The sequence below is a fragment of the Bacteroides sp. An51A genome (assembly GCF_002161565.1).
Taxonomy (GTDB): Bacteria; Bacteroidota; Bacteroidia; order Bacteroidales; family Bacteroidaceae; genus Phocaeicola; species Phocaeicola intestinalis.
Genome location: NZ_NFIC01000001.1, coordinates 85,001 through 98,658, shown reverse-complemented (window position 1 = coordinate 98,658; position 13,658 = coordinate 85,001). Strand labels below are relative to the sequence as shown.

Below are 13,658 nucleotides of genomic sequence, written 5' to 3'. Positions count from 1 at the left end.
TCCTTATACTCATTTACGCCGGATTGCAAATCCGGCGTGACGGAATTTATGGTGAAGAGTAATCACTCTTCCTTTCCCTTTCGCTTCAGCTGCGCCATGCACGTTTCCCGATACTGGAGCAGGGTGGCAAAAACAAAGCCCACAGGTGCGGCAGGCTTTAACTGCTGAATCTGTGGGCTTGTTTCAATGAAAAGCAAACAGGTCATTGCTCAGTAAAAACATTCCAGCGGGTATGGTCCCATGCCACAGTGGTTCGCTTTCCGCTAGAAATTTGAAAGCCGACTGTTTCGAATGTCATCGAAGGAGCCGACAAGGTATAGCTGCCGGTAGCCAATTCTATGCCATTTACCAATGCCTTGCCAGTTGTTTCCAGTTCTGTCCCTCCATCCGTACGGATATATACAGTTTCGGGAATGGTTTCGTTCGTCTGGAAAGTGGCATAAAGCCAGCCCGTAGTTTCATCATCGGAACAGGCGGAGAGTGTCAGCAGGGTGAACAGCCCGCAGAACAAGAATACTAAGGTCTTTTTCATAAATGTAAACTTATTATTAGTTAATTATTTCTGCTCTTTCCCGTTAAAATAATTCTTCGTATGGTCTACTCTGTTCAATAAAAAAGTCTTTACTATCAAAGAGGAAGGGCTTCCATCGTGCGGAGTTACACGGACTGCAAATCTTACACCGCAACGTCCCGGTGATGTCCCATTATGTGATGTCTCCGGATCATAAGTTTTATAGAAATGCGTAGAGTTTATACTTATTTTTTCATATAAATAATTCCCTGTATCTTTATAACTAGGACCGAAAGTGCTATATTCTACAATTAAATCCTGACTTTCAATCTCCACATCAGCAATCTTCAAAACTTCAGGATTTATTTGTAAATAAGACGAATAATCTTTTTGTTCTATATCATATTGATCTTGAGTGCGCCACAAATCTAAGACTGTACTTCCATCATTATATGTATATGTTTCTTCAGAATGAATATGATTTACAATAATGTCAGGTTTCCCATTAAAATTGATAACTCCTAACGGTTTATTGTATAACGGTATATAATTGGGAGCAGATGTTATGCCAATGGTTCCCGGCACCCAAAAGGTGATAGGGGTAGACGGGAAAGCTCCTTCTGAAGTTACCGTTCCTTCCAAAGCCATATTAGCACTTAAATCGAAACTTATAGGAATGGCTTGACTACTGCTTCCACCTATAATGGCACTCAATAGATTGACAGCTCCGCCTACAAAGTTTCCCGTTGCGGCACTAAGCGCGGCATTGACCCCTTTCATCACATTGTCGAAAACGGAATTTGGCATTCCTAATTTATTGTTCGATGCCGCCCCTGCAGCATTGTTCTTGTTCTTTTCTAAGAAATCGGAACCGATGCCAGCCAATACTCCCTTGCCTGCAGTTGTAATTAGATCCGACAATTTATTGTTGGATGAAGAGGATGCCGCCCCTAACGTACCGACAAGGTCTCCTTTGACTTCACCCCGTATATTAACAAACAATTCATTATGATACTTCAAATTCCAATAGAAATTGATGTCATTGTAACGGTATTGAGAGATGGTGGGGTCATAAGCCAATTCATATTGCATCATATACCATCTGTTGGAAGCCAACGGAGGGGTATTGTTCACGGTTTTCAACTGCGAATGAACGTATGATTTTGTTATTTGACTTGCATCGATGAAATCTTTTCCCATAAAGTTCAGCAGGCTTGACGGCTTGCTTGAGAGAACTGAAAGTTCGGCTTCCAATTGTGAAGAAGGGGTTATGGTTTCTGTTGTTAGATAGAAGAAAATCCGCATCAGTCCTCTATATTTATTATAGAGAATGAAATAAGGATTCACCAACGGTGCGGATGCATTGGCATCGAATGTAGAATATAACAATTCCCAACCATCAGAAGCCTTTATGTCTGTCAAGACATCATCTCCATACATGTAAGCCAATGAACCCTGTCCGTGCCATGGTGGGTCAATTCGTGCTTGCCCTTTAGGGGTAGGCATGAAGTCAGCTGTTTCCCAATCAAAATAAGCAGGAGTAACACTCCTTGATTCCAGATTCACTTCTTGACTTGAAGTCTCGGTCAATTCAACACTGTCTTGGCATGCACTAAGCGAAAAGATGCCTGCTAAAATGAACGAAATGTAACTTTCTTTTTTCATAACTTTTGTAATTAAAGGTTTCCCAAAAGTACAAACGATGTATTACATCGCAATTGCAAACGTATTACGTTTTTTGTCATTTTGTCACGCCGGATTGCAAATCAGCCGTAATAAAGGAACACAGACAACGCAGACAAGCACAGATAAAAATAAATTTCTGTGCCCTCTGTGTTGTCTGTGTTCAATCGTTCTTCGTTCTTCATTTACTCCGTCCGCAGGTTCTCCGTAGGATTCATCCGGGCGGCTTTCAGGACGAGGGCGGACGAGACTGCCCATACGATGAGGAGCACCGCGAGGGCGCAGCCGGTGAAGAGCCACCACGTCAGCTCAATCTTGACGGCGAAGAGCTGGAGGAGCGAAATGCTTGCCCGCCACGCTATCAACGCGCCGATAAGGGTGGCAGGGAGCGCAATCTTCAGCAGATCGAGCAGGAAGAGGCGTTGTACGTTGGCTACCGTGGCTCCGTGGATGATGCGGATGGCTATCTCGGCGTGGCGGCGGCTGATTTCGTCGCGGATGTAGGCGATAAGCCCGATGAGCGCGATGAGCAGGATGCACGCGCCGGTGAAGAGGATGCTGTTGCGCACGTGCAGGATGCCGTCGTAGAGGGCGTTCATTTCCAGTGCCAGGCTATAGGCGTGCTTATCCCTGTCGGACATCGTTTCCTCCACCACTTTTTGCACGGCTTTCATCCCTTCGGGTGAGAGTTGGCGCAGGCGGATAAAGAGATTGGTAGAGTAGGGCACCGGAGCGTAGAACATCACCGAGGGACGTTCGTCGGCATCTTCGGCTATCTGCGAGCCGAAATGAATTTCTTCGTACACGCCGCAGACGGTGAGCGGGCCTTTGTGCTCGGTGATGTTCACCGTCTTGCCGATGGGCGAGCCCGTCCAGCCCGCCAGTTCGCGCATCCGTTCCACAAACTTGCGGCTCACCATCACCTGACGTGCCACGGTGTCGCTCAGGTGAGGCGTGAAGGTGCTGCCTTCGATGACGGGAATGTCGAACACCTTGTGGTAATCGTCGCCCACGAGGTACATGTCGGCGATGTTCATATACTCTTGTCCCGTCTCAGGGTTGTATACATTGTTTCCGCTGCAATGTTCGAAAGGCTCCTGATAGCCCCACGTCACGCCCGCCACTTCGGGCAGCTTTTTCAGTTCCTGCACGCAACGCTGCTGCTCGGTCTTCGTGGTGCCGGACAGGGAGACGTAAAGCATGTCCTTGTATTCGAAGCCCGGGTCGTAACTGGTCAGCGCGCGGTATTGCAGGCTGATGACCGTCAGCACGGCGACGAAGAACGTGGTGAGGAGGAACTGCACGAAGAGCAGCCCTAACTTCCAGTGCCGCTTGCTCTCGGTGTAGCGGCGGTAGGCGTAGGTGACGGGGATGCGGGTGTACAGATAGCCGGGCATCACGCCGCAGACGAGAACGATGAGGGCGGTCACCGCCACGCATACGGCAATCGTAGAGGGCGGGAAGAGCGAGCGGAGGCTGTGCCCGATTTGTTCCTGCACCACGTCTTGAATCCCGAAGATAATCAGCACCGCCAGGGCGAGGCTCAGCAAGCCGTGCAGCGCCGATTCGCTGAGCACCATCCGGTAGATGTCGCCGCTCTCCGCCCCGTAGCAACGGTAGGTGGCGATGCTCTTGGCGCGGTTCACCATGCCCGAAATGACCAGCAGGATGTAGTTCAATACCGCCACCGCCAGCATCAGCACGGCGAAGGCGAGGAAGACGATGCGCATGATGCGGTTGTAGTCCGACGAAGAGAAGATTTCGCCGACGGGCTGGAAGTCGATGCTGTAATCCGCTCCGTTTTTCCGTAGGTCTTCCATCGGAAGGTTGGTCTCCAGCATCCGCTTCACGTTGTCCGTCAGCTGCTCGGGCTTCGCGCCGGGATAGAGGCGGATGTAGCTCTTGTAGCTGTCGTTCCCTATCCAGTTGTCGCGCCCGTCCCAGCGCACTTGCCCGATAGTGGGCAACGCCACCGCCACGTCGATGCGGGGCAGGTGGGTGTTCTCCGGAAACTCCTCGAAGATGCCGACGACGTTCAGCCTGAAGTCGGGAAACTCTTTCCACGTCAGCGTGTGTCCCACGATGTCGGTGCCCAACGTCTCGGCAAGGCGCGACGAGATGTAGGCGTTGTTCTCTTTCTCCAGTCCCGTATGCGGATTCTCGCCTATCAGGATGCGGCGGGGGAAGACTTCGAAGAACGAACTGTCGCACAGGAGGGCGTTGGCGGTCACTTCGCGCCGGTCTTCCGCCACGAGGTGCATGTCGTCTTGCAGCCACGTGAAGCGTGTGGCAGCCTCCACTTCGGGGCAATAGCGCTTCACGCCCGGCGCGGTGGCTCCCGGTGTTTGCGTATAGGGACGCCACGTGTCTTCTTGCGACGATTTGTATTGCTCGGTGATGCGGTACGTGTCTTCCAACCGGGGCAGGAAGTTGTCGTAGCTCTGCTCGAAGATGACTTCGGCAAGCATCGTCAGCCCGATGGCGAGGCCGACACCGAGGCAGAGAATCTTGATGGGGTTCGCTTCGCCCCTTCGGAACAGGTTGTTTAATGCTCTTTTCATCTGGTTTATTTATTATTTAATTGTTTGTTTGGAAACGCAGATTAACGCGGATTTTCGCAGATTCAAATTTAATCATCTGTTTAATCTGCGTTAATCTGTGAAAATCTGCGTTTCTTCACAGTATATAGTTACTGTTTAGAGCTTGTTTCCCACCTCGGAAAACGTGCAAAATGTCCGCCGAGGGGTCGCCGCAGGCTTTGCAAGTGTTGCAAAGTGCGCGGCGAGGGTCTAAAACGCGTCTCGCAGTCGTGCAAAGTGTCCGCCGAGGGGTCGGCGCGGACTTTGCAAGTGTTGCAAAATGCGCGGCGAGGGTCTAAAATGCGTCTCGCAGACGTGCAAAGTGTCCGCCGAGGGTCTAAATTGCATTTTGCACGTTTTTCAAGGTTTGTTTTCACCACAGATTGCACAGATTTATAAAATTATTATTCGCCAAAGACACGAAGAAATAAATAATAAAATCTGTGTAATCTGTGGTGAAACCTGGATTCACTCCGTCTTCAGGCTGTCCACCGGATTGGCGGTCGCCGCGCGGTAATTCTGCACGGTGATAGTCACTTCGGTGATGAGGCAGATGACGGCGCACGCCCCCACAAACACCCACGGGCTGAGCGGCACGCGCTGGCTGAACTGCTCCAGCCACCGCGTCACGCCATACCACGCCACGGGGGTGGCGATGACGGAGCTGACGAGGCTCAGCACGAGGTACGAGCGGCCGAACATCCAGAGTATCTGACCCGTCGAGGCTCCGTACACCTTGCGCACGCCGATTTCCTTGCGCCGGTGTTCCGCCTCGAAGATAATCAGCCCGAACACGCCTACCAGCGAGATGACAATGGCGAGCAGGCTGAAGAGCGTAATCATCTGCTGTTGGTCCGCCTCACGCTGGTAGAGCGAGGCGTAGACCTGGTCGTAGAACTTCACGTCGACGGGGAAGCCGGTGAAGCATTCTTCTGCCGCCTGGCGCACGCGGCGCAAGGCGGTGTCCATGTCGCTTCCGGCACGCACGCGGATGTAGACGTAGGGCAACTGGCCGTTGGTGTACTTGGCGTTGGGGCAGAACACGTAGGGCAACGCGTTGGTCTTGAACGAGGTGAACTGGGTGTTTTGCACGAAGCCCTTGATGCGTGCTTGGTTGCCCCAGACGAAGTCCACCATTTCGCCCGCCTCGATGCCTGTCTTCCGCTGCAAGTCTTCGGTGGCAAGGAATATCATCGGGTCTTTGCTGATAGAGTCGGAGGGCAGGAATCCGGTGCCCGACGTGAGCTTCATCCCCATTACGTCGGGAAAGTTGGTGCTCACTTCGATGAAAAAGTGTCCGTACTCCTCGCCTTTGTAGTCGAACGCGTAGCTGGTATATCCTTCGTTTGCGCCTAATTCCCACTTGGCGAACGCCACGTCGGCTATCTCGGCATAGCTTTTCAGCTTCGACTCGAAGCTATGGTAGGGGCTGCTCTGGTAGGGCATTTCGGGCAGGCTTGCCACGAGCAGCTGGTCGCGGTCGAAGCCCAATGCGCGGTTGCGCATGTAGCGGTTTTGCAGGAAGATAAACGCCGCCGACACGATGAGGGCGAACGACACCACGTACTGGAATCCGATGAGTAGGGTGCGCAGCCGCTTTCCCTTGCCGCTCAGGGCGTAGTTGCCCTTTAGCACCAGTGCGGGCGGGAAGGAGGTCATATACCATGCCGGATACAGTCCTGCGATGATGCCCACGGCGAGGGCTATCATTCCCGTACCCGCCACATATTGCCAGTAGGTGAGGAGCGAGGGCGTGAAGCCCATGAACGAAAGCACGTTCAAATGGATGAGTGTCGCCGTGATGCCCAGTGCAATCAGCCAACCTACAAGGACGGTGCATACCGATTCGAGGGTGAGGGCGCGGCGCAGTTCGCCGTTGGTGCTGCCCAGTACTTTCTGGGTGTTGATGCTGCGCATCCGCATCGGGGCGAGGGCGGTGCTGAAGTTGACCAGGTTGATGCAGGCAATGGCGATGATGAGCATCCCGATGACCACGAGCAGGGCAGTGGTGCTGCGGCTTCCGGTCTTCAGGTAATAGGGCGAGTGCATCGTGTAGTAGAAGTCGCGGATGGGGAAGACGTAGAGGGCGGTCTTGTCGTCCTTGTCCACGTTCATCCGGTCGATGGCTCGGGTGGCGGCTATCTGGCGGTTGGCTTCTTCTACGCTTACGCCGGGTTTCAGGCGGAAGAAGGCGAAGTAGTTCTGGCTTCCCCAGTCATCCTTCTGCACCCGTTCGCCCATGGTCACGAAGAGGTCGTTCTTGAACTGGCAGTTCTCGGGCAGGTCTTCGTAGATGCCGCATATCCGGTACTTGGTGGCGTCGGGCGTCAGGAAGTTGCTTCCTTCGATGTAGAGGTATGCTCCCAAGGCGTTGCCGTCGGGGAACAGCTTGCGGGCATAACTCTCGGAGACGATGATGCTTTCGGGCTGCCCCATTTCGGCATCGCTTCCGGCAATGAACTTCAGCCCTACCACCTTGGCGAAGCCGGGCGATACCGCCCAGGGTGTTTCGTAGAAGTATTGCGGGTTCTTGGGGTCGGTGTAGAGGGCAGTCTTCCCCCATGCCGGCGCATAGATGGTACCGTACTCGAAGCCGGGTACTTGTTCCATTAAGTAGTCGATGGGTCCGCGCGGCAGGTAGCCCATGGTATGGTTATCGGGGTCGCCCAGGTTGAGCATCACCAATCGTTCGGGCTCTGGGTAACAGGAGTCAAAACCGCGTTCGTAGTTCACCTTCATCATAATCACGATAAAGGCGGCAAAGGCGAACGAAAGCCCGAAGAGGTTGAGCACGGAAGCCGTGCGGAAACGCTTCAGCGTATAAAACAGGTTGCGTAATATCGTATAGTTCATAAGTGCTTGAGTGGGTGTTTAGGATTCTCACCACAGATTACACAGATTTTATCATTTATTTCTTCGTGTCTTTGGCGAATAATAATTTTATAAATCTGTGTAATCTGTGGTGAAAAATAAAGAGGAAACTACATTTCGGCAATGGAAGCCACAATCTGCCCGTCGAACAGGTTGATGATGCGTCCGGCATATCCGGCATCGCGCTGGCTGTGTGTCACCATCACGATGGTCGTGCCTTCCTTGTTCAGTTCGGTCAAAAGCTCCATTACCTCTTGTCCGTTCTTCGAGTCGAGGTTACCGGTCGGCTCGTCGGCAAGGATGATTTTCGGGTTCGATACCACGGCACGGGCGATTGCCACACGTTGTTGCTGACCTCCGGAGAGCTGTTGCGGATAGTGCTTGGCACGATGGCTGATATTCATCCGCTTCAAGATGTCTGCCACGCGTTGTTTCCGTTCGGCGGCGGGCACGCCCAGGTAGGTGAGGGGAAGCTCTACGTTCTCCGCCACATTCAGTTCGTCTATCAGGTTGAAGCTCTGGAATACGAAGCCGATGTTGCCTTTGCGCACGTTTGTGCGGTCTTTTTCTTTCAGGTGTCCCACTTCTTTTTCGTCCAGATAATAATCGCCTGATGTCGGGTTGTCGAGCAATCCCATAATGTTCAGCAGGGTAGATTTGCCACATCCCGAAGGCCCCATGATGGCTACAAATTCTTTGTCGGCTATCTCGAAACTGACATTGTTGAGCGCGATAGTTTCTACTTCTGTAGTACGGAATGTCTTGCAAAGGTTTTCAATCTTAATCATAATAGTATGTTTTTTGTTGGTTAATAATATTTGTATGTCTGTTTGTTGAAACGCAGATTTCCGCAGATTAACGCGGATTTTATTTATATGATTTTCGTGCTTTTAATTGATGATTATCGAATAATCTGCGAAAATCTGTGTTAATCTGCGTTTCAAAATGGTGTCACTCTGCCCGTACGCAATCTATCGGGTTGCTGTTCGCTGCACGGTAACTCTGCACGGTCACGGTGACGAGGGTCATCAAGATAATCAGCAGGCAGGCGGCGACGAACACCCACGCCGAGAGTGGCACACGCTGGGTGAACGACTGGAGCCAGCTATCCATTACGTAATAGGCAACCGGCATCGCCACTGCCGAGCAAAGGATGGCGACTTTCAGACTGGCACGGTTGAATTGCCACAATATCTGGCTCGTGCTGGCACCGAACACCTTGCGCACCCCGATTTCCTTGCGCCGGTATTGCGTCTCGAAAATGGTCAGCCCGAACACACCCACCAGCGAGATGAGGATGGCAAGCACGCTGAAGGCGATGACTACCTGTTGCTGGTTGGTCTCGGCGGTATAGAGTTTCTTATATACGTTGTCGAAGAAATCAATCTCGGCGGCATAGCCGGGGAAGCTCTTCTCGAAGGCTTCGCGGGCGTGGCTCAGGGCTTGCGCAGGGTCGCTTCCGGCTTTTACACGGATGTAGCCGAAAGGAAGCACGTCATCATCGTATAAATTAGGAGTAAATACGAAGGGTGTACCGCTGAAGGCGGTGATGCGGTTCGAGGTGAACGCCACGTTGTCCACGTAGCCCGTGATTTCGGCTTTCCCCATCCAGTCGGCATTCAGTTCCTGTCCGGTGGGCAGGTTATACATCTTCTTAAATTCTTTAGTGGCGATATAGTGCCTTACGTTCCGCCCTACGGAGTCGCCGGGCAGGAAGTCGCGCCCTTCGGTCACCTTCATGCCCATGACCTTCGGGAAGTTGGTAGAGACGCGGACATAGAAAGGCTGTACGTGTTGTTCGGCTATGGTAAATCCCTGGATGTTGTACACGTTTCCGCCTCCCATCCGATCGTTGGCATACGCCACGCCTTCAAACTCCGGATAGCCCAATAGTTGCTGGTCGAATGCCTTGTAGGGCTGGCTCAGGAAAGGTTTTTGAGGCATTTGGGCGATGAGTAGCATGTCGCGGTCGAATCCGGTGCGGATGTTCTTCTGGTATTCGTTCTGCATGAAGATGAAGGTGGAGCACACGATGAGGCATGCCGAGATGAAATACTGGAAGCTGACCAGTGCGGTGCGGAGCCGTTTCCCTTTTCCACTCAGGGCGAAGTTGCCTTTCAGCATCAGTGCGGGTGGGAACGAGGTCATGTACCATGCCGGATAAAGTCCGGCAAGTACACCCGTCAGTAGGGCGATGCCTACGCTTCCGAAAATGACGGGCAGATAGTCTTTCAGTGCGGGATTGAAATCCAACGCATCCAGTGCCTGTGTCTGCGTGAGGCAAGCCACGATGCCCAGCGCAATCAGCCAGCCCAGCAACACGGTGCACACGGCTTCCAGCACCAGTCCCGTGCGGAGCGAGCCGACAGAGCTTCCCAGCACCTTTTGCGTGTTGATGCTGCGGATGCGCATCGGGGTGAGGGCGGTGGTGAAGTTGATAAGGTTCACGGCGGCGATGCCGATGACCAGTATGGCGATAAGAATCATCAGGCGCGTGTGCTGCAGGTCGCCCGTCTTGAAGTAGAACCACGGCTTGGTGTGGTAGTACACGTCACGGATAGGAATAACCATGGGTTTGACTTCCTTGAAATCAGATGACTTCTCCATCTTATCGTTGATAATCTTGTTCTGAACCAATTGGCGGTTGACTTCTTCGTAAGTGACTCCGGGTTTCAGGCGGACGAAAGCCAGATAGCTCCAGCTTCCCCATTGGTTGAGGTCCCATTTTTCTCCAATGCGACAATAGATGTCATTGGTGAGTTGGGCATTTTTCGGGAATTCCTTGTACACTCCGCTAATTCTGAATTGTGTTTCCTCGGTAGCTTGGTGTGGACTTTCCAAATAGATGTATTTACCTATGGCGCTTCCGTCAGGGAAAAGCCGTTTGGCTTGGCTTTCCGAGATAATGGCTCCGTTGGGGGTGTCCAGCCCTTCGTCATTGCCTTCCACGAAAGTCATTCCGATAGTCTTTGCAAAATCGGGATATACAGCTGCAACGTTTTCCTTGATGTATTTCGGATAGTGCGGGTCAGTATATACCAGATTACTTCCGAATTGTATCGAAAGCAGGGTGCCGCATTCGATTCCCGTGGTCTCTTGGATGGCAGCATCTACAAACGGGCGAGGCACCACCACCAGCTCGTTGTCTTTCCCGTCAATGGAAAGGTTCAGCACCGCCAGCCGTTCGGGTTCGGGATAGCAGGTGTCGAATTGTTGTTCATAACGGGTTTTCATCATAATTACGATGAAGGCGGCAAAGGCGGCGGATAGTCCTAATAAATTTAGGAATGAAGCCGTGCGGAACCGCTTCAGCGTGTAAAACAGGTTGCGTAGAATCGTTTGGTTCATGTTCGTTGTATGTATTAATTTATTAATTCTCTTTTTTACAATTTCAAATGCTATATGTCGTATGCTGTCTCTTTTCCTTAAGCAAATATCGTGCCAAATAAAATTTTAATTGATAATCAGGTGATTACATAATAAGCATTTTTTTGAAGTGTCAAAAAATTAGACACTTGGTGTCAAAAAATTAGACACCTTATGCTGGTATTGGTTTCTCACTTATGCATTTGTCTTGTCTGCTCTTTTAGTCCCATTATTCTTGTGGATTTCCCAGATTCAAGCATGCCTTTTGATGAACATAAGTGGGTTGCCCGTTTCACATAAGTACCCCTGCCGTTTCACATAAGTGGTCCTGCCTTACCACTTATGTCCGTCAGGATGTGTGGGGATGTTTTTTTTGTCCTGTGTGCCCCTCGCGCGCGTATAATTATATTAATGAGTACCCGTTTCAGCCATTTTTCATCAGTTTTAAGAATATTCGTCCTGTAATATGTTGTATGGCAGCATTTTGCGTTTATATGTGTAAAAAAGTTCAGAAAAAAGTTTCCATATTGCTTGCAGTTCCGGTAAAAAGGCGTACCTTTGCAACCGCTTTCCGAAAGGGACGCCGCCTGAAAGGGTGACGGTCGGCGGGGCGGCGAAAAAATATTCCGAAAAATTTGGAGGAATGGAAAAAACGCCTTAACTTTGCAGACGCTTTCCCTCAAAAACGGGAGCAAGATCTTTGATATGATTTGGATACAGGAAACGCAGTACGAAAAGTGAATGACGTGAAGGTTAGAAAGATGTAACCGGACCTGGACAGGAAAAAAAGCGCCTTGCCTTTCTTTTTTTGGGGAGGCAGGCGATGAAAAGATATTTTACAATGAAGAGTTTGATCCTGGCTCAGGATGAACGCTAGCTACAGGCCTAACACATGCAAGTCGAGGGGCAGCATGGGCTTAGCTTGCTAAGCCTGATGGCGACCGGCGCACGGGTGAGTAACGCGTATCCGACCTTCCGGCGGCCCGGGTCCAGCCTTTCGAAAGAAAGATTAATCCCCGATGGTGTCAGGCAGTTCCATGACAGCCTGACTAAAGAGTTATCGGCCGCCGATGGGGATGCGTTCCATTAGCTTGTTGGCGGGGTAACGGCCCACCAAGGCGACGATGGATAGGGGTTCTGAGAGGAAGGCCCCCCACATTGGGACTGAGACACGGCCCAAACTCCTACGGGAGGCAGCAGTGAGGAATATTGGTCAATGGGCGCGAGCCTGAACCAGCCAAGTAGCGTGGAGGATGACTGCCCTACGGGTTGTAAACTCCTTTTGCAGGGGGATAAAGTGTGCCACGTGTGGCATATTGCAGGTACCCTGCGAATAAGCATCGGCTAACTCCGTGCCAGCAGCCGCGGTAATACGGAGGATGCGAGCGTTATCCGGATTTATTGGGTTTAAAGGGAGCGCAGACGGCCCCTTAAGTCAGCTGTGAAAGTTTGCGGCTCAACCGTAAAATTGCAGTTGAAACTGTGGGGCTTGAGTACGGTCGCGGCATGCGGAATTCGTGGTGTAGCGGTGAAATGCATAGATATCACGAAGAACCCCGATTGCGAAGGCAGCATGCCAGCCCGCCACTGACGTTGAGGCTCGAAGGTGCGGGTATCAAACAGGATTAGATACCCTGGTAGTCCGCACGGTAAACGATGGACACCCGCTGTCGGCGATATACAGTCGGCGGCCAAGCGAAAGCGTTAAGTGTCCCACCTGGGGAGTACGCCGGCAACGGTGAAACTCAAAGGAATTGACGGGGGCCCGCACAAGCGGAGGAACATGTGGTTTAATTCGATGATACGCGAGGAACCTTACCCGGGCTTGAACTGCGCCTGAATGTGCCGGAAACGGTGCAGCCGCAAGGCAGGCGCGGAGGTGCTGCATGGTTGTCGTCAGCTCGTGCCGTGAGGTGTCGGCTTAAGTGCCATAACGAGCGCAACCCCTTCCGGCAGTTGCCATCAGGTGATGCTGGGTACTCTGCCGGTACTGCCATCGTAAGATGCGAGGAAGGTGGGGATGACGTCAAATCAGCACGGCCCTTACGTCCGGGGCTACACACGTGTTACAATGGGGGGTACAGAGGGCTGCCAGCCGGCGACGGCGCGCGAATCCCGAAATCCCCTCCCAGTTCGGACTGGAGCCTGCAACCCGGCTCCACGAAGCTGGATTCGCTAGTAATCGCGCATCAGCCATGGCGCGGTGAATACGTTCCCGGGCCTTGTACACACCGCCCGTCAAGCCATGAAAGCCGGGGGTACCTGAAGTGCGTAACCGCAAGGGGCGCCCTAGGGTAAAACCGGTGATTGGGGCTAAGTCGTAACAAGGTAGCCGTACCGGAAGGTGCGGCTGGAACACCTCCTTTCTGGAGCGTCCGGTCTCATGTTTCTTGCGTGGTTCCTTTCGTTTCCGTTTCCTGTACCTGACATATCCGACTCTATGGGCGTTGAATCGCACAGGGCTTGAAGATGCCAGTCCTATAGCTCAGTTGGTCAGAGCGCCACACTGATAATGTGGAGGTCGGCAGTTCAACTCTGCCTGGGACTACGGTCTTGGGGGATTAGCTCAGCTGGCTAGAGCACCTGCTTTGCAAGCAGGGGGTCAACGGTTCGAATCCGTTATTCTCCACACGAAGGAGATCTGTGAC

6 protein-coding genes, 2 tRNA genes and 1 rRNA gene are annotated in these 13,658 nt (G+C 52.1%); 3 read left to right on the top strand and 6 right to left on the bottom strand.

Features of this window, described 5'->3' with window-relative positions; genetic code table 11:
• Window positions 1–202 precede the first annotated feature (202 nt).
• From B5G04_RS00345 to B5G04_RS00320, 6 genes are all read right to left on the bottom strand, one after another.
• Complete coding sequence (locus B5G04_RS00345) at window positions 203–532, bottom strand: hypothetical protein (RefSeq protein ID WP_087250687.1); 330 nt, start codon at window positions 530–532, stop codon at window positions 203–205.
• Between the two features lie 24 nt (window positions 533–556).
• Window positions 557–2,176, bottom strand: coding sequence for a hypothetical protein (locus B5G04_RS00340; protein WP_087250689.1), 1,620 nt, complete (start codon window positions 2,174–2,176; stop codon window positions 557–559).
• A 203-nt stretch (window positions 2,177–2,379) separates the two neighbouring features.
• Entirely contained in the window at window positions 2,380–4,755 is a 2,376-nt protein-coding gene (locus tag B5G04_RS00335) for an ABC transporter permease (protein WP_087395054.1), read from the bottom strand.
• Between the two features lie 486 nt (window positions 4,756–5,241).
• The gene (locus tag B5G04_RS00330; RefSeq protein ID WP_087395050.1) at window positions 5,242–7,626 is read right to left on the bottom strand and encodes an FtsX-like permease family protein; all 2,385 of its coding nucleotides are present in this window, start codon (window positions 7,624–7,626) and stop codon (window positions 5,242–5,244) included.
• Window positions 7,627–7,754: 128 nt separating this feature from the next.
• Window positions 7,755–8,432: an ABC transporter ATP-binding protein gene (locus B5G04_RS00325; protein WP_087212869.1), complete on the bottom strand. Its 678-nt coding sequence runs from the start codon at window positions 8,430–8,432 to the stop codon at window positions 7,755–7,757.
• 163 nt (window positions 8,433–8,595) lie between these two features.
• Entirely contained in the window at window positions 8,596–10,992 is a 2,397-nt protein-coding gene (locus B5G04_RS00320) for an FtsX-like permease family protein (RefSeq protein WP_087395047.1), read from the bottom strand.
• An 856-nt stretch (window positions 10,993–11,848) separates the two neighbouring features.
• Between B5G04_RS00320 and B5G04_RS00315 the strand changes: the two genes are divergently transcribed.
• The 3 genes from B5G04_RS00315 (at window position 11,849) to B5G04_RS00305 (ending at window position 13,639) form a co-directional block, all read left to right on the top strand.
• Window positions 11,849–13,376, top strand: a 16S ribosomal RNA gene (locus tag B5G04_RS00315).
• A 108-nt stretch (window positions 13,377–13,484) separates the two neighbouring features.
• Window positions 13,485–13,558: transfer RNA gene (locus B5G04_RS00310), tRNA-Ile, on the top strand.
• A gap of 7 nt (window positions 13,559–13,565) precedes the next feature.
• Window positions 13,566–13,639 (top strand) — tRNA-Ala (locus B5G04_RS00305).
• The last annotated feature ends 19 nt before the right edge of the window (window positions 13,640–13,658 follow it).

Coding starts and splice junctions, on each gene's coding strand:
- B5G04_RS00345 (WP_087250687.1), bottom strand. CDS start 532: ATGAAAAAGACCTTAGTATTCTTGTTCTGCGGGCTGTTCACCCTGCTG.
- B5G04_RS00340 (WP_087250689.1), bottom strand. CDS start 2,176: ATGAAAAAAGAAAGTTACATTTCGTTCATTTTAGCAGGCATCTTTTCG.
- B5G04_RS00335 (WP_087395054.1), bottom strand. CDS start 4,755: ATGAAAAGAGCATTAAACAACCTGTTCCGAAGGGGCGAAGCGAACCCC.
- B5G04_RS00330 (WP_087395050.1), bottom strand. CDS start 7,626: ATGAACTATACGATATTACGCAACCTGTTTTATACGCTGAAGCGTTTC.
- B5G04_RS00325 (WP_087212869.1), bottom strand. CDS start 8,432: ATGATTAAGATTGAAAACCTTTGCAAGACATTCCGTACTACAGAAGTA.
- B5G04_RS00320 (WP_087395047.1), bottom strand. CDS start 10,992: ATGAACCAAACGATTCTACGCAACCTGTTTTACACGCTGAAGCGGTTC.